This is a genomic window from Paraburkholderia xenovorans LB400 (assembly GCF_000013645.1).
GTDB lineage: Bacteria > Pseudomonadota > Gammaproteobacteria > Burkholderiales > Burkholderiaceae > Paraburkholderia > Paraburkholderia xenovorans.
In genome coordinates, this window is the sequence record NC_007951.1 from 2,019,023 (window position 1) to 2,035,955 (window position 16,933).

The following is a 16,933-nucleotide window of genomic DNA, read 5'->3' on the forward strand; positions in this document are numbered from 1 at the left end:
GTCTGCGGGTAAGAGGAGGTCAGGCGATCTTGACGGTCAGCTCACCGAGACGCTCGACGCCTACCTTCATCGTGTCGCCGGGCTTCACCGGGCCGACGCCTTCGGGCGTGCCCGTGTAGATCAGGTCGCCCGGTTCGAGCCGGAAGAACCTCGACAGGTAGGCGACCGTCTCGGCCACCGACCAGATCAGCTGCGTGACGTTACTCTTCTGCTTCGTTTCGCCGTTCACACTTAGCCAGAGGTCGGCTTTCTCGATGTGGCCGACGCTTGCCGCCGGATGGATCGGGCCGATCGGCGCCGATCGGTCGAATGCCTTGCCGATTTCCCACGGACGGCCCATCTCCCGCATCTTCATTTGGAGATCGCGGCGCGTCATGTCGAGGCCGACCGCATAGCCCCAGACGTAGTCGAGCGCCTCCTTGAGCGGGATGTCCGCGCCGCGCTTGCCGATTACGGCCACGAGCTCGGCCTCGTATTGATAGTTCTGCGTTTCGGGCGGATAGTCGAGCGCGAGTGTCTCGTTGTAGCCGACCGGCACCACAGCGTTGTCGGGCTTGCAGAAGAAGAATGGCGGCTCGCGGTCCGGGTCGAAGCCCATCTCGCGCGCGTGCGCGGCGTAGTTGCGGCCGACGCAATAGACGCGGCGCACCGCGATCGCGTCGTTTGTGCGGACGACCGGTACGGCGACCAGCGCTTCGGGCGGGAAAATGAATGCCATGGTGAATCTCGTTGTTGAAATGATTGGAGTCGCGCGTGCCGGACAGGGCTCACGCGGCGGTGCCGTTACTGGCGCTCTTCGCGCAGCAGGCTGAGCGCGGCGAGCACGGGGCGATTCGAGTAGCTGAACAGGACGGCGTCCTCGTCGGTGTCGAACCTGACCGGCTGCCACGACGGCGCGACGAACACGTCGTGCGGCGCGAACTCGAACAACTGTTCTCCGATCCGGACGTTCCCCTGTCCCTCGACCACGCTGAATACCGTGGAATCGGTCGTCCGGTAAGCCTTGCCGCGGAAGCCCCTCGGCAGTAGCTGCATGAAGGTCGCCATCGTCGGCATCGGGTAGCCGCCTGTGGCCGGGTTCACGTAGCGCAACTTGAAGCCGTCCCAGGCGTCAGCCTCGTTCGTGCGAGAGAGCGTGTAGAGTGCCTCGCGGCTGCGCACATACGGGTAGTTGAAGATTGGCGAGTTGCCGTTCTTCACGTCGTGGCGCACCGGCAGCATGTTCTGGCCGTAGCGCGCGAAGCTGTCCCCCTCGGGCCGTTTGACCGGTTGCGTGTCTTCCGGATAGGTCTCGGCAAAGCCGGCGTCCAGCTGGAGCAGGAGCGGAATGTCGAGGCCGTCGAGCCACACGACGGGCTCGCCGCTGGCCTGGATGCTTGGGTTGCCGTGGTCGTGCCACGTCCACGACGGCGTGATGATAAAGTCCCCCGGATGCATCGTCGTGCGCTCGCCGTCGACGGCTGTCCACGCGCTCGTGCCCTCGACGATGAAACGCAGCGCCGACTGCGTGTGACGGTGGCTCGGCGCGATCTCGCCCGGCAGGATTAGCTGCAGGCCGGCGTAGAGGTTCGACGTGATGCTCGCCTTGCCGGGCAGGCCCGGGTTTTCGAGGATTAGCACGCGGCGGATGGCCTCGGCCGCGCTGATGACCTTGCCGGACTCCAGCACGAACTTGCGCAGTTGTGCATACTTCCAGATCGCCGGGACGGCCTGCGGACGCGGCTCCTTCGGCACGAGCGTGTGCAGCGATTCCCAGAGCGGCGCCATACCGAGCTTGGCAATCTGCTCGTAGTAGGCGATGCGGGAAGGGCTGTGGTTTCTAATCGTCATTGGATACTTCTCCAATTCAATTTCGCAATCCCGGCTGGCTTTCCAGTCTGCGGGGGGGTGAGAAAGGGCGACCGGTATCAACCGAGTTCGTGCGGAGGTGAGCGCTGGTCGGATTGCATGCCCCGCGTACTGTTGTGGCCGGCAAGCGCTGATGGCGAGCCGTTCCCCAGTCACTAGCTCAGCCAACCTGTGGGAGTTCTTTCGGTACGCCGATCAGGCACTCCGCCTGCTTGGGGCGCACGACCATAAAGTCAGACAGCATGCAACCGACATCGGGCTTCCAGGCGGAATTGTGCAAATCGATGTTATTGCCGAACGTCATGCCTTCTTCCAGAACCATGTCTGCAATACGATTCCCGTTCAATGTGTTGGATCCGTAGCCGTCCTGGTAGATCACCGTAGGAAATTCTGGCGACGCCGTGCCCATTGCGTGAAAACCAAGCTCGACCCAGTCAAGCTTCGCATCTTGAGCTGGCTTACGGATCATCTGGATCGCTTCGCCAATGGTGCGACCGGCTACGAGTGCCTCCTTACTTGCCTCGAGACATTCGTGCGAAACAGCCCAGATATTCAGCAGTTCTCGCGGCGCCTTCTTGCCGATATAGACGGAAAACTCCGTGTGACAGCGGTAGCCGCCGTATTTGGTATGCCATTCCGTGACAATTATGTCCCCGTATTGAAGCGGTCTCATGGTCGGCGTGAGAGGTTGCTCGCAGCCATGAAGCAGATGCCATAGCTCGTCAGTTGGATGGTCGACCGGGCCTGCTGCAAACAGATTGAAGATGTTCGGTTCACCGCCGTTGGCGATTTGTGTTCGAATCATCTCGGCATACACCGCTGCGTCTGGCACACCAGGGCGGGCCGTTTCTACCATCGCGTCAATGACTTTTCGGGCGATGCGTCCAGCGCCCCGCAGCATGTCGATTTCTTCCTCGCTTTTTACCATTCGCATTTCCTGGAGCAGTGCGCTAGCGTCCTGGAATTCCGCGTTTGGCAAAAGGCGCTTCAATGCCAGTACGTCTTCATGAAGTAGGGTTGGCGTGGTCTGGATCGTAGAAGAGAAGCCGACCAGGCCAATGCGAGCACCGCCGAGACCCCGTTGACGAAGCTCGTCTGCAACCACAGTCATCCCACCTCGTGTACGGAAGTCGCGGATCCACTTTTGGACCGACAAATACATGTTTGTCGGTCTGTTCATGTGGGCGACCGCGTTCCAGACGACCGGATCGCCAACTAGAGGGAATAGCGCGTCGGCACCGATTTGGGAGTCCACCTGCAGCATGTAACGCATGTTGGCCATGCCCATTCCCCAATAGATATCGTTACCGAGGAATACAAGCGCATCTAAACCAGCCATCAGCATCTTTTTGCGCGCCCGATCCCAGCGGCGGTCACGCTCTTCGAGCGAGAGCTGGGGAACGAAAGCGGTGAGATCGACGGCACGAGCTTCTTCGCTGATCGATGCAGAAAGGGTGGACGGGAAATCTCTTTGATTCATATATGTACTCCTAAAGAAAATTGAAAGAATGGTGTTTTAACGAGAATGATTTCGAGGAATTCTCGAAGTGAATCGTTCGATCTACGTGCTCTTGCTAATGCAACTATCAGAGGAAGGGATGTCGCCCTCGATGGAGCGTGCTCGTGGCTCAGGTGGGATCCGTGAGTCCGGTCGTCAATGACTCACCTCTAGGGATCTGTGGATCACTCTCGGGAAACGCCAATTGCAACGTACGACGTGTGGTCGGAAGCAGGTAGATCAACGCCATGGCAATCGCTGCGATAACACACGGAGAGGCAGCGGCATAGAAAATCTCGTTGGTTGTCCATTTCCAGCCAACGAGGACTCCGCCCATCAACGGTCCGAGCATGGAGCCGAGTCGTCCGATGCCTGTTGCCCAGCCCACACCAGTTGAGCGGATGAGCGTTGGATACACGGCGACGTTTAGTGCATGGGTTACCCCTTGTGTACCGCTGCCTAGTCCGGCTACGAAGACCACGGCGACGAGAAGCAGGAAGACGTGAGTGGTCCATCCCATGAAAGCTAGTGCGACCGCGTAGAGCGCACAGGTAGCGGCCAGCGCCAGTGCTGACCAACGACGCCTGAGCAGCGGGGCAAGCGCGAGGGAGGACAGTGCAGAGCCGATGGGGAAAGCCGCTAACGCCAAGGCTGAGTTGCCGATAGACATGCCAGCGGCAGTGAATAAGGTCGGCAGCCAGCTGAAAACGAAGTAGGTCGCGATCAGCAGCATCAGCACCGTTGTCCAGATCAGTGTTGTGTAAGCTGCCCGGCCTTCGGCGAACAGGCTGCGCACCGGTGAGCGCTGGATACTTGGTTCACCGGCTACGACAAACTTGGCATCGTGTGGTAATTCAAGTTCGGGTGCGATGCGATTCAGTATCCGCCGCACTCGTTCGGGTGATCTGCCGAATACAACCAGTTGTCGCGATGAATCTGGAACTGCCAGGACGGCGACCAGTGCGATGGCTAAGGCAATGGCTCCGCCTACATAGAATATGCTTTGCCACCCGAGGGTAGGCACTAGTGCTGCGGCGAGAAATCCCCCGAACGTCGTGCCGGCAAGATAGCCCATCGCACATACCGTGACGAGGGAGCTGCGCCGGGTTGCGGGTACATACTCTGAGGTGAGCGCAATCGCGTTTGGGTAGGCACCGCCAATACCTACGCCAGCCGCAAACTGGAGAAGCATCAGTATTTCCGGGGAGGTGGTTGCACCCTTCGCCAGATTGAGCAGACCAAATGCAATTAGACTTGAAACCAGCATAGGTTTGCGTCCTACTTTGTCGGAAATCAAACCCATGAGCAAGTTCCCGATACCCATACCCAGCACGCCGGCCGTGAAAATCGGCCCCAACGTTTCGCGGCTGAAACCCAGACTCCGTACCAGCGCTGGCGCCACATAGCCGATTGCCTGGGCGTCGAAACCATCTACTGCCATAGCAAGCGTGCATGTCACAACGATTCCCCACTGGAATGCGGACATCGACCGCGAATCGATCATGGCCGCCACCTCAAAAGTGCGCTGCATTGACTTGTCTCCTTGATGTCCGGCGGCGCCGGTGCGCCGTCGAGTGGCGATTAGTTTGTGAAACAATAGTTGGCATACAAATTATTGTCAAGGACAAGTTATTGGGTTATCTATACGCCATGAACAAGGCCACCCAGGAAAGCAAGTTGTCGTCCGATACTGATGAAGGGGTTTCACATCGGTTGACGTTTCTATTGCATCGGATAGTCTCGGTCCTCGTCGATGCAAGTTCGCCACAATTCCGTTCCTTGGGACTGAGCATCCCTGCAGCGCGGGCCCTCGTCGCACTATACGAAGGCGGTTCGCAAATGACGGTCGGGAAGCTGGCGGAAACAACATCGACTGATCTGTCAACGATGTCTCACATCTTGAGACGCCTCGAGTCTCAGCAATTGATAAGCAGGACGCGCCTGGAGGGGGACAACCGCGTGGTTTATGCGACGCTAACGGATCAGGGGCGATCCGTCGGGAAGGAGTGCCACGACGCGAGTCTTGAGCACGAGGCTGTCCTGCTTAGTGATATGTCTCCGGACGAGTCTGCGTTGCTAAAGCGCACGTTGATCCGCCTTTACCGTAACGCAAAGGCCGGCTTTGAGCCCTGAGTTGCCCTCACAGCCAATTTCAGGCCCGATAAGTGGCAATGGCATGTCTTTTGCTTGAGCGAAGCCGGCGCGGACTTAAAGGTCACATCGGGGTCGTTGTTTGGCAGCCTTGTGGTGCCCTATGACTCGACGGCTGTGGCGGGGCCTCGGCCTGACTCACCAAGCGACGGTTATCCGGTACTGCTGCGCCACGCCAGTCCGGTCGCGCGTTTGAAGGCGCTGCTGAACGCACTTTCTATTGATAGCCCAACGAATAGCCGATCACTGATATGGGCTGAACACTGCTGCACAGCAACTTTGCCCCGAGGTGCATGCGCTAGCGCACGAGATATTCGAAAGTCTGTCGATGCCTTTGCACGCGAATTCATGGTCACGGGTGATGGTGCTGGATCTGCTGATTGCGAACGCCGGCATCATGGCGACATTACTCACGCGTGACGTGCGAGGCTACGAAGGACAATTTGCCACGAACCATCTGGGGCATTTCCAGCTTGCGGCGACGCTGTGGCCCAGCCTGCGCCGGGCAGGCGGGCGCGTGCCGTCGTGCTTTCGTCTGGCGCACATTGCTTTTGCTACGTCGATCTCGACGACCCGAATTATCTTCACCGGTCCTATGACAGGTGGAAAGCTTACGGACAGTCGAAAACCGCCAATGCGGTCTTGGTCTGGACCTCCGTGATCCGGCGCACGGCGTACGCGCTTTCGCTGTCCATCCAGGCTCCATCCATCATCACTGACGCTCCAGCGTCACCGGACGCTTGCGGACTTGCAGGCCATGGGTTTTCGCAATGCCGAAGGCAAGATCCCGCCGGGAATCGCGGAACGCTAACAGTGCGGCAAGGCGCCGCAACGACGGTCTGGTGTGCGACCAGCCCTCAAATGGAGGGGGCGCGGTGTCTATTGTGAGGATTGCGATATTGCGTCCACGAGGCCGGCCGATTCGACTGATATGTACGGTGTAGGCGTTCGACCCGGCCGCGCGAACAGGTTGTGGCAATGAGTGAGCAATTGACAGGGGTCGCATTCGACGCTGCATAGAAACCCATTGGCGTTGTTGTGCTATTCAGCTCTTCAGCCGGTGATCCTCGTCTGACAAGGAATTTGTGAAAGTTGCCCGTTCGGGAATTGGCGCTAGCTATTCCTCCAGTTACATATTTCGGGGCAGGTTGTTAATGGCATGCCTTGGATGAGAGATGAGATCGAGTGACCGCACTCGCCGAAACAATACCAGCCTGCCACGCTAAGCGGCGCGTGGGTCCGAGTCCCCCGTCTCTGCCGGAAATGGCGGTAGAACCCGCAGGGTACATGGGAGACGTTGTCGAATGAACACGAGCCGGATAGGTTGGATAGTTCCGGCGAGGGCAGCACGTGCTGGGAGAGGAAACGGAGTACAGCAAGGCGATCCGACGCGATAGTTCCGACGCATGGTCGCGCCGACATACGTGCTGGCGGCGACGCTGGAGCGGCGCCCTGCGGCGGCACACGGGAGCAACGTGTCGTCAGTTACCTATCGGTTCCTGCGCTTGACACCTTTGGCCAGAAATCGTCAGAGTTCGCTGCCGGCCTGGATCAGGTGGGCCGTCAATCGCCCAGGGACCAAGTTTGATCGGATTGTAGTCATGCCTGGGAAAAACTGTCCGCGTTTCACGGGCATTGACCGGCAACGACTGCGTCCAATCACGACGTCTTTCCTCGTCAGGTGTGTCTTGCCAGTGCTGGAATTTTGTCAGGAACTCAGGTGCCAGCAAAACTAGGTCGTGGCGAGAGACATCGAATGGCCGATCTGGATGGTGCCGAACGTCCGTGCGCTTTGCGCTGGACGTCAGGTCTCCGAACTCGCGGCGTGCAAGTCAGGGACCACCCGGACGATGCCCCGTATGCCGTTCGATGAGCCGCAACAGACACGCTATGCCAAACGGTTTCTGCAGGGACTCGTCTACGGGCAGAAAGCCAGACGGCTGCTGCGCACTCATCATGAAATCCCGGATACCAGCCAGTTCCGGCGCTGCCGTAGCAAGCGAGAGAGGCTGAGCCGTCCATGACGGGCATCATCCAGTCTGTCAGGACGAGGTCTGGCCGCCATTGTGCGATGGATTCGAGCGCACGCGCTCCGTTCCCAGCGGCTCGGACTTCCAGCCCATATTCCGTGAGCGCGAGTTCCAGCGCCTCGACGATGGCGGGTTCATCGTCCACCAGCAATACCCTGATCATCCTTTGCCATCCCCTGGTTCGGCAATTCGTGAGCAAGGCCCTGAGCCATCCCGGAACGACTGCCGCGCTGATAGAATCAACCGCTGTAGTGACGCCCATGGAGCGATGGGGAGCGGGAGCACCCAGCCTGAAAGAGATACGCACCAACAGCCAGGGTAACGACGATGCACGAATCTGGAATCATGCAGCGCGAGGCCTATGACGACTGGGCCAGTCAATGGGTTGCGTCGACTGAGGACTACTCGGTTTTCCTTATCACGTCCGAAGGGGACGTTGCCAGCTGGAACCCCGGCGGCACCCGGATCGAGGGTTACCAGCTGGAAGAAATCATCGGACGCAATTTTTCCACGCTTTACACCGATGAAGACCGCGGAAACGGGGTGCCGGATGCGGTACTGGAAAGCGTCCTGCAACGGGGGCGTCATGAGTCGGAGGGATGGCGCCGGCAAAAAGACGGCACTCATTTCTGGGCGAGCGTGGTTACGACGGGGCTGCGCGATCCCCGCGGCGAGTTCCGTGGGGCGGTTCAGATAGTGCGAGATGTGGGTGAGAAGCGCAGGGCACATGAAGCCGCGATCGAAAGCGAGCGGCGCTTCCGGCTGCTGGTACAGGGGGTGACGGACTACGCCATCTTCATGCTCTCACCCGAGGGCTATGTGACGAACTGGAACAGTGGTGCCCGCAGGATAAAGGGTTACAGCGAGCAGGAGATCATCGGCTCTCATTTTTCCCGTTTCTATAAGCCCGAAGACGTCGCTGCCGGTAAACCGCAGCGTGGCCTGGAGACGGCGGCCCGTGAGGGGCGTTTTGAGGCGGAAGGCTGGCGGGTGCGCCGTGACGGGACGACCTTCTGGGCCCATGTGGTGATCCATGCGATTCGCGACGACGAAGGAACCCTCATCGGTTTTGCGAAGGTGACGCGGGACGTTACCGAACGGCGCCAGGCGAGCGAAATGCTCGAACAGACGCGAGCGGCGCTGTTTCAGGCGCAGAAGATGGAAGCAATTGGCAAGCTGACAGGTGGCGTTGCCCACGATTTCAACAACGTGCTGCAGGTCTTACGGGGCAACCTCGAACTGCTGGAGAACCGGCATCGCCGCGACAACTGGAGCGTGGAACGCCTCGCCCACGCAATCGATGCCGTCGAGCGTGGCGCCAAACTCGCATCCCAGCTTCTCGCGTTCGGTCGGCGGCAGGCGCTGCGGCCCGTTGTTGTGAACCTTGCGGCCATGGTGCGCGCGATGGATAGTATGCTGGCGCGAACGCTTGGAGAAACAGTCAGCGTGGAAACAGTTGTCGCTGCCGGTCTGTGGAACACGCTGGTCGATCCTCACCAGCTTGAAAATGTGCTGCTGAACCTGGCTATCAATGCGCGCGACGCGATGCCCACCGGCGGACGCCTTACGCTTGAGCTTGCTAACGCGATGCTGGACGATCGTTATGTAGGCGCCCTGTCGGATGTGCCGGCGGGTCAGTACGTGATGCTGGCTGTGACGGACACAGGAGTGGGCATGCCACCGGATGTTGTCGAGCGGGCCTTTGACCCGTTTTTCACCACCAAGCCTGAGGGGCTGGGAACCGGGTTGGGCCTGAGCATGGCTTATGGTCTCGTCAAGCAGAGCGGTGGACATATCCGGATCTACAGCGAACTCGGACACGGCACGACGGTAAGAATATATTTGCCGCGTTCAATGGCGAATGCTGTTGAGCTGCCGTCGAGACAAAGCAAGGGAGGGATAACGGGGGGCGGGGAGACCGTGCTGGTGGTGGAGGACGACGCGAAGGTTCAGTCGACGGTCGTCGAGATGCTGGCTGGTCTGGGTTATTCGGTGCTCAAGGCAGACGACGCGGAGCAGGCGCTCGCGGTGATTCGCAGCGGGGTTCATATCGATCTGCTATTCACGGATGTCGTGATGCCTGGAGCACTGCGTAGCCCCGAGATGGCCCGACAGGCCGTGCAGCTTTTGCCTCACCTCAAGGTGCTGTTCACTTCGGGCTACACGCAGAATGCAATCGTGCACGGAGGCCGCCTGGACGCGGGCGTCGAGCTTCTCAGCAAGCCGTATAGCCAGGAAGAACTGGCGCGCAAGCTGCGCCACGTCCTTGGGACGCCTGGCGACGAGATTTCGGGCACAGCAGACGGGCCGTCCGCAGCGCAGACCGGCGATGGCCCCGTGTCGCAAGTGGTCTTGCACGTGCTTGTGGTTGAGGACGATGTCGCGTCTCTGGATGCAGTTTGTGAACTTCTCGAAATGCTGGGTCACCATACGGCGAAGGCCGCAAATGCGAAGCAGGCGATGGAGCAGATAGGCACTGAAAGCTTTGATGTACTGTTGACCGATCTGAACCTGCCCGATGTCTTCGGAATCGACCTGGCGCAACAGGCCGTCGCCGCTCATCCTGACCTGCACGTGATATTTGCGTCGGGAGATAATTTACCGACTGACGTGCAGCTTGGTTTTACATGGAAGGGACTGCGCAAACCCTACACAGTGGACCAGCTTGACGTGGCACTCCGAACAATCGGGCAGTGATTCACTATCAGAATGGCTTTCGCCGCTCGGGGCGCATCCAACTTTTCTGACGGAGGCATTGGATTTGCTGGCTCAGCCGGCCGAGCTGACGGCTGGCGGCTCCGGCAGTCGCGGGACCGCCGATTCGGCGCACGAATAACGCAGAGAGCTGCTCGCTCGCGCTTCCGATTCCACTTGGTACATGGTTGTGCCCGGCATGGCCAACGACGTGAGATTCCGATGGTATGCGAGCGCGCCCACCGCGCTGGCGATGCTCGTCTACGATATCCAGACGTCGGCTCGGCACACCATCGGTCTCGCGATGGCGAGCCGGTTGCTTTGGCCGGTGGCGATCAAGTTGCCGATGCCGCGTGGACTCTGAATGTCTGAATGTAGCTGAAAAGACGTATGAATCGCCTCTGTTTTCCGGGATCCACCATCCCCGTCCGCATCAGATCGGACCTTAGCAGCACGGCGCGGCTGCCACAGACGCCCATCTGCGACGCTGGTACGGCCGCGGTCGCTATCGCGACGGCCACAGATCAGCAACGGAAATATGCGGCTAGTCAACGCAGCTAGATAGGGCAGCCCGTCTGTCTTACGCATATTTCGTACTTCCGATGCGCCTCTTTCGCACAAGCTTCATGGTTCGCCATCTCATGGCAGAGTGTCATGTCGAGTGCTTCGCTCTCGGCACATAGCGATTTCATCTGGGTGCAATCGACATAAACGAGTCCCGACAGGACCACTGTTGCGAATGCTGCTATTGCGGTGTCTGATGTTTTCATGCTTTTCCCGATACGACAATTTTGCATGCTTTCCCCTATGCGACAAGGCCGGTCACACAGGCGCGCGGACCGACGCGTCGGCGGAGCCCTGCAAAATGGACCATGCCGGAAACCAGTCCGTGAGTCTGGGATAACCGTCCACCGTTGCGTCTACCCTGCCGATGGCCAGGAATAGATGCAGTCATCACGCGAGGCAGGAGCATCTGACTACCGGATTTTAATGTTCCGTATCGTCGATACAGGTGCTTCGGTTCTCGGGAGCGGTACGCTAGCGCGAACCCACCGTACGCCTGCCCCAGGCCGGTAGTAGCCGTCCTGTTCTGTATGTCACCCAAGCGTCTTCATGCCCCGGATGGCCAATGCTTTCCGTGCGACACAAACGGAAATGTTTTCCTGGGCATGCCAGACTGTCCGGCTGCGACGCGTAGCGATTCGCTATCCTCAGTTTCATCAATATGCGCCTGGAACCGGGAGGTGCTGACATCGTCGAACCAGCGGTCCAGTTCGCCAAAAAACGGTTCCTGAAACCACTCGTTCATCGCACGCAATGGATTGCCCTGTAGATGTTGGGGCTGGTTCGGTGAGCACTGGGGCCCTTGCGGATTAGTGGTGGCGAGGGCTGTTGACGAAGGCACGCCGCCCTGTCCGAGTCGGCGCAAAAATGTGAATGGATTCCAGTTACCATTCCCGCGTTCCCTATTCATGTTTTAACCTCAAGATCAGGATAACCAGGTCGTAGAAGTCGAGTCGGAGCACCGTGAGACCGCGGACCTATGCGGCCAGCTCGAAGCTGGTTCCCGGTTCACCGCAGCAGCCCGCATCGATTGCTTTTACTGCGTAGCCCATTGCTTCACGCTGCGCCTCACCTGCACTTGTCCACCTCTCGCTGAAGCGTGGTAGGTGCCAGTCCGCCACTGTTGTTCCGTCGCGGTCGATTTTCAGGATCGCGATGAACGTGTCGTTAGCGGAAGAACGCGTTGCGATGTGGCGCACGGGAATGGCGCGAATGTGGATTGAGAAACCTTTCCAGGATTCCTGTATTTCGTTATGCATGACGATGTTCTCCGTAGGGTCGGCGAGCGGCTCGATGCAGGCGCCGCCGTGTATTCCACAACACGGCCCGAACCGCTAGCCAGCAGTGACCGCGATACGTCGTGGCCGGGCTTCATCACGCCGCGGAATGTTGAGTTTCAGTATGCCGTCGCGCAGTTGCGCATCAATGCGCGACGTATCGAAATTGCCGCTGAGCGTGAATGCCCTCGCGAAATGCGGGTCCTGTACCTCGGCATGCTGTAGACGCAGGCCAGACGGCGTCGATACAACGGCCTCCGCCTCGATGTAGAGGCGGTTGTCCTGTACCCGGATGTCGAGCTTCTCGCGAGACACGCCGGGCAGGTCGGCCAGCAGCGTGACGCCCTGGCCGTCCTCGAATATGTCGACGGCAGGCGTGAGCGTGGTGCGCCGCGCTCCTGCGTTCGCCCCTGCTTGTTGCCTCGCGACGGCCGCGCCCGTTTCCGATGAGCGTTCGGCCACTTCAGTACGATCATTCATGGTCATTCTGCTTTGTCTTGCTTGCGATTACTGGACGGTAATGGCGCGTGGCTTCGACGCTTCGAGTTTGCCCACGCTGATCTTCAGACAACCATTCGTATAGCGTGCCTCGACCTTGTCCGGGTCCGCCTGCTGGGGAAGTTCGATCACGCGTCTGAACGAGCCGGAGAATCGCTCCTGCACATAGCTTCGTACCTCGTCGTTCCGGCTGCGTTCGAGGTTCTTGCGCTCGCCGCTGATGATAAGCAGCCCTTTGTCGATTGACACGTCGAGCTGGGCAGGATCCAGCCCCGGCGCAAATGCGACGATCTCGATTGTGTCGTCGGTACTGCCGATGTTGATTTCCGGAAACGCGCCGAGCCGGGCAGCGCGCAGGCTGGTGGAAAAGCCACCGAAGACACTTGCCATCTGCTGTTGCAGACGGTCGATTCCACCGAACAGGTCGGTGCTGAAATAGGGATCACTCATGGTCTGACTCCCTCGGTAAAAGGAGGCGAACCGGACCACGCGCTCCAGTTCGCCTGCCACGGGTCTAATCCGCCGACAAACAGATCGAAACATGCAGCGCGTGAAACGCGACCGCCTGAGCGGAATCTAAAATAGGTCAACCCCGTGAAATTTCAAGACGGGAAAAGTTGGAAATCTGCAATTCCGGAGGGAGCGTGAATCTGCACGATATATTGCAACGCCAGATGGATGCGGTCGGGTTACCGCTTTACGCGATAACCGTCAGTGCCGTGCCGCAAACCAATACGCCCTTGCTGGCGATCCTGCACTGGCACGGCTTTCGACGCGCGACGCCAGTCACGATCCCTGGCATTGAAATTCCGCCTCGTCCGGTCGCCAGCTCTGCAATCCAAGTCAGCGAGCGGTGGGGAAGTTTCGAGGTGATCGATCATGCGTTGCTCGATGTGGCATGGCAACTCGGGGCGTGGGATCTGGAACGGCTTGAGCGGCGACCCTGCAATACGATCGGCGCCCCGGCAGGAGAGGCGCTGGCGTGCCGCCAGGCGTTCGGCGAGTACGTCGACGATCGCAACGGCGAGACGCGGCTTGTCGACGAGGCGCCGTATCGCGAGAAGCTGATGCGTCTCGCGGCCGAGAACGGATACATGCGCTGGACGTTCCGTCCAGTCAAGGGAGGCATATGGCAGACAGTCGGCGATCCCGACGACACGCTGCAGCCCGACGGCGGGCGCCGTCCTCCGTGTCCCGTTTTGCCGCAGAAAACGGGACGCCGCAATCGCGTCGTCTACCGCCTGGGGCGGGTTCGGCGGATCATTCTGCCGTGAAACATTTTGTAACAACTGGAATTCTGGCGACCTCTTGAAGCGCTCCGGCGGCGCCCCTATTTCGGTTTCCGCCAGCTCTCAGCTGGTACGGTTGCGCCCAACGGCCAATGGCAATCGCCCATCTCGCGGGTTGCGTGCGCAGCCGGGTTCCCTTTTTGGTGATCTGTTATCGCTCAGGAGATGGAAGATGAAGATTCGTCCCCTCTACGACCGGGTTATCGTCAAGCGAATCGAGCAGCAGCGCACGACGGCTTCCGGCATCGTGATTCCCGACTCGGCCGCCGAGAAGCCCGAACAGGGCGAAGTTATCGCGGTCGGTGACGGGCGTCTGCTACAGGATGGCACCCGGCGTCCCCTCCAGTTGAAGGTCGGTGACCACGTTCTGTTTGGCAAGTATTCAGGCCAGACCGTCAAGGTCGATGGCGAGGAACTGCTCGTTATGCGCGAGGAAGACGTCATGGGCGTCCTCGAGTCCGACGCAGGCGCCGCACGCAAGGCGGCCTGATTATCTCTTCAATGGCTTATACCGGAGCAACAAGATGAGTGCGAAAGATGTCAAGTTCCACGACAGCGCCCGCAGCCGGATCGTCAAGGGCGTGAACGTGCTGGCCGATGCAGTGAAAGTGACGCTCGGCCCGAAGGGGCGAAATGTCCTGATTGAGCGCAGCTTCGGCGCGCCGACCATCACCAAGGACGGTGTGTCTGTCGCTAAGGAAATCGAGCTGAAGGACCGCTTCGAAAACATGGGCGCCCAGGTTGTCAAGCAGGTCGCATCGAAGACCGCCGATGTCGCCGGCGACGGTACGACGACCGCCACGGTTCTCGCCCAGTCGATCGTGCAGGAAGGCATGAAGCACGTCGCTGCTGGCATGAATCCGATGGACCTGAAGCGCGGCATCGACAAGGCGGTGGCGGCTGTGCTCGATGAACTGCACAGGCTGTCCAAGCCGATAAAGACAAGCCGGGAAATCGCCCAGGTCGGCGCCATCTCGGCGAATGCGGACGAGGCGATCGGCAAGATCATTGCAGACGCGATGGACAAGGTCGGCAAGGAAGGGGTGATTACGGTCGAAGACGGCAAGTCGCTCGAGAACGAACTGGAGGTCGTCGAAGGGATGCAGTTCGATCGGGGTTATCTGAGTCCATACTTCATCAATGACCCGGACAAACAGGTTGCGCATCTCGACGATCCGCTGATCCTGCTGCATGACAAGAAAATTTCCAGTATCCGCGACCTGCTGCCGGTCCTCGAGGCTGCTGCCAAGGCAGGCAAGCCGCTCCTGATCATCGCCGAGGATGTCGAAGGCGAAGCGCTCACGACGCTGGTGGTCAATTCGATGCGCGGTGTGCTGAAGGTGGCGGCGGTGAAGGCCCCGGGCTTTGGCGATCGCCGCAAGGCCCTGCTCGAGGACATTGCGATTCTCACCGGTGCAACGGTCATTTCCGAAGAGACTGGCAAGCAGCTCGAGAAGGCAACGCTCGAAGAGCTGGGCCGCGCGAAGCGTGTTGAGGTGCAGAAGGAAAACACCATCATCATCGATGGTGCAGGTGACCAGACGCGCATCGACGCACGCGTCAAGGCGATCCGCGCGCAGATCGAAGAAGCGACGAGCGACTATGACCGTGAAAAACTGCAGGAGCGCGTGGCGAAGCTTGCCGGTGGCGTTGCGGTGATCAAGGTGGGTGCGGCGACCGAGGTCGAAATGAAGGAAAAGAAAGACCGTGTCGACGATGCGCTGCATGCGACCCGCGCCGCAGTCGAAGAGGGCATCGTGCCAGGCGGCGGCGTGGCGTTGCTGCGGGCGCGTTCGGCCATCTCGAGTCTCACGGGCGCCAACGCCGACCAGGACGCCGGCATCAGGATTGTGCTGCGTGCGCTTGAGGCGCCGCTGCGCGTGATCGCAGCCAATGCGGGCGACGAGCCGTCGGTCGTCGTCGCGAAGGTGCTCAGCGGGAAAGGCAACTACGGCTACAACGCAGCCACGGGCGAGTACGGCGATCTCGTCGAGACAGGTGTGGTCGACCCGACGAAGGTGACGCGTACGGCGCTGCAGAACGCCGCTTCGATCGCCGGACTGATCCTGACCACGGACGCCACGGTAGCGGAAGCGCCAAAAGAAGAAAAAGCCGTGCCGGCACCTGCACCGGAACTGGAATACTAGACGTTGGCTGCCTTGTGCTGGACAGCCGGTCAGCGTGGCTGGGCCCGGCTCCATTTCCCCAGAGGCTTGGAGCCGTCATCGGTGGCTGTAGCGCTGTCCGGCGCACCTGTTTCATGTTTGTCCAAAGGATTGCTGGCGTGGGGTGAGCATGGATCTGACTCTGACGATCGATTCGCGGCCGCTTGACTTTGAACTCGACGACGTGATCGCTGGCCTGCTTGCAGTGCGTTTAAACGTGCCTCCGGGCGAGGATACGCGCGCCGCGATTGGTCGCTACCTGGGGGAGGTCGGTGGGCCGTGGATCCTGGACGAAAATCATATGCGCAAGCGCGTGCTGCGCAGGCTGATACTTGATATTGCCGATCCGGCGCTGGTGGTCCGGTATCTCATGACCGAGCGACCCAAGTGATGCGAAGCGGTGAGCCGGATATGGCTTGAAATGGATGCTTCGATAACCTAAATTAATTTCTGTTTCGGCGATGTGATCGGTGCATCACGTGCTGCATGTTTCCATCTGTTTGTTAGCGGCGGTAGGGCAGGCGAACTGAACCCGAGGCTTTTCTCCTGCCGCCGCATGCAAGGAGAAAATCATGAATGTCTTCCATTCTGATCCACACACCGACGGGCTGTTCGAGCGTCTCCAACGAAAGATTGCCACCCTGTCTGGCGCCGGTGCATCCGCGCTAAGGAGCGGCTATCGGAAAGTATCGCGCAGAGCCGCTGCCGTCTGGTCGGCGATGCAACTGAAAGCAAAGCATTTGCGACATCGCTGATAGTGGGTGGTCCCGCTGGCGCGCGGCCACCCGCGGCGGCGTTAGCAATGCGGCTGTCTATATTGACGCAGGCCTGCTGAGCGTCCATGCAAGTGCTGTTGCGCCTCAGGCTCGCTACAGGTGTAACCACTTCGGTTAGCCGCCCGTGAGACGGTGCGGCGAGC

18 protein-coding genes are annotated in these 16,933 nt (G+C 59.8%); 9 read left to right on the top strand and 9 right to left on the bottom strand.

All coding sequences use genetic code 11. The features are described from left to right. Nucleotides 1–19 precede the first annotated feature (19 nt). The 4 genes from BXE_RS08905 to BXE_RS08920 all read right to left on the bottom strand — a co-directional run bounded on the left by BXE_RS08905 (nucleotide 20) and on the right by BXE_RS08920 (nucleotide 4,877). A complete protein-coding gene (locus BXE_RS08905) occupies nucleotides 20–718 on the bottom strand; it encodes a fumarylacetoacetate hydrolase family protein (protein WP_011488020.1) in 699 nt (232 codons plus the stop codon). Nucleotides 719–783: 65 nt separating this feature from the next. Next, nucleotides 784–1,830 (bottom strand): gentisate 1,2-dioxygenase, encoded by a 1,047-nt coding sequence (gene gtdA, locus BXE_RS08910; protein ID WP_011488021.1) that lies wholly within the window; start codon nucleotides 1,828–1,830, stop codon nucleotides 784–786. Between the two features lie 178 nt (nucleotides 1,831–2,008). Next, nucleotides 2,009–3,328 carry a M24 family metallopeptidase gene (locus BXE_RS08915; RefSeq protein WP_011488022.1) on the bottom strand — a complete coding sequence of 440 codons (1,320 nt, stop codon included), beginning with the start codon at nucleotides 3,326–3,328 and terminating at the stop codon, nucleotides 2,009–2,011. A 148-nt stretch (nucleotides 3,329–3,476) separates the two neighbouring features. Next, nucleotides 3,477–4,877, bottom strand: a complete 1,401-nt coding sequence (locus BXE_RS08920) for an MFS transporter (protein ID WP_011488023.1) — start codon at nucleotides 4,875–4,877, stop codon at nucleotides 3,477–3,479. 119 nt (nucleotides 4,878–4,996) lie between these two features. On the opposite strand from BXE_RS08920, the gene BXE_RS48155 reads away from it, so the two are divergent. Continuing rightward, nucleotides 4,997–5,479, top strand: coding sequence for a MarR family winged helix-turn-helix transcriptional regulator (locus tag BXE_RS48155; protein ID WP_038456356.1), 483 nt, complete (start codon nucleotides 4,997–4,999; stop codon nucleotides 5,477–5,479). 379 nt (nucleotides 5,480–5,858) lie between these two features. Then, complete coding sequence (locus BXE_RS45765) at nucleotides 5,859–6,158, top strand: hypothetical protein (protein ID WP_148222933.1); 300 nt, start codon at nucleotides 5,859–5,861, stop codon at nucleotides 6,156–6,158. 1,055 nt (nucleotides 6,159–7,213) lie between these two features. Here the strand turns inward: BXE_RS45765 and BXE_RS48160 are convergent. Continuing rightward, complete coding sequence (locus tag BXE_RS48160) at nucleotides 7,214–7,789, bottom strand: response regulator (RefSeq protein ID WP_081435502.1); 576 nt, start codon at nucleotides 7,787–7,789, stop codon at nucleotides 7,214–7,216. A gap of 83 nt (nucleotides 7,790–7,872) precedes the next feature. On the opposite strand from BXE_RS48160, the gene BXE_RS08930 reads away from it, so the two are divergent. Together BXE_RS08930 and BXE_RS46450 are read left to right on the top strand one after the other, a co-directional pair. Then, on the top strand, nucleotides 7,873–10,224 hold the full coding sequence (locus BXE_RS08930; RefSeq protein ID WP_038456353.1) for a hybrid sensor histidine kinase/response regulator: 2,352 nt from the start codon (nucleotides 7,873–7,875) through the stop codon (nucleotides 10,222–10,224). 196 nt (nucleotides 10,225–10,420) lie between these two features. Next, entirely contained in the window at nucleotides 10,421–10,585 is a 165-nt protein-coding gene (locus tag BXE_RS46450) for a hypothetical protein (RefSeq protein ID WP_158340894.1), read from the top strand. Between the two features lie 747 nt (nucleotides 10,586–11,332). On the opposite strand, the gene BXE_RS44060 is transcribed toward BXE_RS46450, so the two are convergent. From BXE_RS44060 to BXE_RS08950, 4 genes are all read right to left on the bottom strand, one after another. Beyond that, nucleotides 11,333–11,695 carry a hypothetical protein gene (locus tag BXE_RS44060; RefSeq protein ID WP_011488031.1) on the bottom strand — a complete coding sequence of 121 codons (363 nt, stop codon included), beginning with the start codon at nucleotides 11,693–11,695 and terminating at the stop codon, nucleotides 11,333–11,335. 67 nt (nucleotides 11,696–11,762) lie between these two features. After that, a complete protein-coding gene (locus BXE_RS08940; RefSeq protein WP_011488032.1) occupies nucleotides 11,763–12,044 on the bottom strand; it encodes a hypothetical protein in 282 nt (93 codons plus the stop codon). Nucleotides 12,045–12,119: 75 nt separating this feature from the next. Beyond that, nucleotides 12,120–12,542: an Hsp20/alpha crystallin family protein gene (locus BXE_RS08945; RefSeq protein ID WP_038456348.1), complete on the bottom strand. Its 423-nt coding sequence runs from the start codon at nucleotides 12,540–12,542 to the stop codon at nucleotides 12,120–12,122. A 27-nt stretch (nucleotides 12,543–12,569) separates the two neighbouring features. Further along, nucleotides 12,570–13,010, bottom strand: coding sequence for an Hsp20/alpha crystallin family protein (locus BXE_RS08950; protein ID WP_011488034.1), 441 nt, complete (start codon nucleotides 13,008–13,010; stop codon nucleotides 12,570–12,572). A 194-nt stretch (nucleotides 13,011–13,204) separates the two neighbouring features. On the opposite strand from BXE_RS08950, the gene BXE_RS08955 reads away from it, so the two are divergent. The 5 genes from BXE_RS08955 (at nucleotide 13,205) to BXE_RS45770 (ending at nucleotide 16,769) form a co-directional block, all read left to right on the top strand. Further along, nucleotides 13,205–13,834 (top strand): hypothetical protein, encoded by a 630-nt coding sequence (locus tag BXE_RS08955; protein WP_011488035.1) that lies wholly within the window; start codon nucleotides 13,205–13,207, stop codon nucleotides 13,832–13,834. A gap of 187 nt (nucleotides 13,835–14,021) precedes the next feature. Next, nucleotides 14,022–14,339: a co-chaperone GroES gene (groES, locus tag BXE_RS08960; protein WP_011488036.1), complete on the top strand. Its 318-nt coding sequence runs from the start codon at nucleotides 14,022–14,024 to the stop codon at nucleotides 14,337–14,339. A 34-nt stretch (nucleotides 14,340–14,373) separates the two neighbouring features. Continuing rightward, a complete protein-coding gene (gene groL, locus BXE_RS08965; RefSeq protein ID WP_011488037.1) occupies nucleotides 14,374–15,996 on the top strand; it encodes a chaperonin GroEL in 1,623 nt (540 codons plus the stop codon). Nucleotides 15,997–16,144: 148 nt separating this feature from the next. Next, a complete protein-coding gene (locus BXE_RS08970; RefSeq protein WP_011488038.1) occupies nucleotides 16,145–16,405 on the top strand; it encodes a hypothetical protein in 261 nt (86 codons plus the stop codon). Nucleotides 16,406–16,586: 181 nt separating this feature from the next. After that, nucleotides 16,587–16,769: a hypothetical protein gene (locus tag BXE_RS45770; protein WP_148222934.1), complete on the top strand. Its 183-nt coding sequence runs from the start codon at nucleotides 16,587–16,589 to the stop codon at nucleotides 16,767–16,769. Nucleotides 16,770–16,933: the final 164 nt, after the last annotated feature.

Bases quoted from the DNA above. Each gene is read 5' to 3' on its own strand.
- BXE_RS08905 (WP_011488020.1), bottom strand. From the start codon at position 718: ATGGCATTCATTTTCCCGCCCGAAGCGCTGGTCGCCGTACCGGTCGTC.
- gtdA (WP_011488021.1), bottom strand. From the start codon at position 1,830: ATGACGATTAGAAACCACAGCCCTTCCCGCATCGCCTACTACGAGCAG.
- BXE_RS08915 (WP_011488022.1), bottom strand. From the start codon at position 3,328: ATGAATCAAAGAGATTTCCCGTCCACCCTTTCTGCATCGATCAGCGAA.
- BXE_RS08920 (WP_011488023.1), bottom strand. From the start codon at position 4,877: ATGCAGCGCACTTTTGAGGTGGCGGCCATGATCGATTCGCGGTCGATG.
- BXE_RS48155 (WP_038456356.1), top strand. From the start codon at position 4,997: ATGAACAAGGCCACCCAGGAAAGCAAGTTGTCGTCCGATACTGATGAA.
- BXE_RS45765 (WP_148222933.1), top strand. From the start codon at position 5,859: ATGGTGCTGGATCTGCTGATTGCGAACGCCGGCATCATGGCGACATTA.
- BXE_RS48160 (WP_081435502.1), bottom strand. From the start codon at position 7,789: ATGGGCGTCACTACAGCGGTTGATTCTATCAGCGCGGCAGTCGTTCCG.
- BXE_RS08930 (WP_038456353.1), top strand. From the start codon at position 7,873: ATGCAGCGCGAGGCCTATGACGACTGGGCCAGTCAATGGGTTGCGTCG.
- BXE_RS46450 (WP_158340894.1), top strand. From the start codon at position 10,421: ATGGCCAACGACGTGAGATTCCGATGGTATGCGAGCGCGCCCACCGCG.
- BXE_RS44060 (WP_011488031.1), bottom strand. From the start codon at position 11,695: ATGAATAGGGAACGCGGGAATGGTAACTGGAATCCATTCACATTTTTG.
- BXE_RS08940 (WP_011488032.1), bottom strand. From the start codon at position 12,044: ATGCATAACGAAATACAGGAATCCTGGAAAGGTTTCTCAATCCACATT.
- BXE_RS08945 (WP_038456348.1), bottom strand. From the start codon at position 12,542: ATGAATGATCGTACTGAAGTGGCCGAACGCTCATCGGAAACGGGCGCG.
- BXE_RS08950 (WP_011488034.1), bottom strand. From the start codon at position 13,010: ATGAGTGATCCCTATTTCAGCACCGACCTGTTCGGTGGAATCGACCGT.
- groES (WP_011488036.1), top strand. From the start codon at position 14,022: ATGAAGATTCGTCCCCTCTACGACCGGGTTATCGTCAAGCGAATCGAG.
- groL (WP_011488037.1), top strand. From the start codon at position 14,374: ATGAGTGCGAAAGATGTCAAGTTCCACGACAGCGCCCGCAGCCGGATC.
- BXE_RS08970 (WP_011488038.1), top strand. From the start codon at position 16,145: ATGGATCTGACTCTGACGATCGATTCGCGGCCGCTTGACTTTGAACTC.
- BXE_RS45770 (WP_148222934.1), top strand. From the start codon at position 16,587: ATGAATGTCTTCCATTCTGATCCACACACCGACGGGCTGTTCGAGCGT.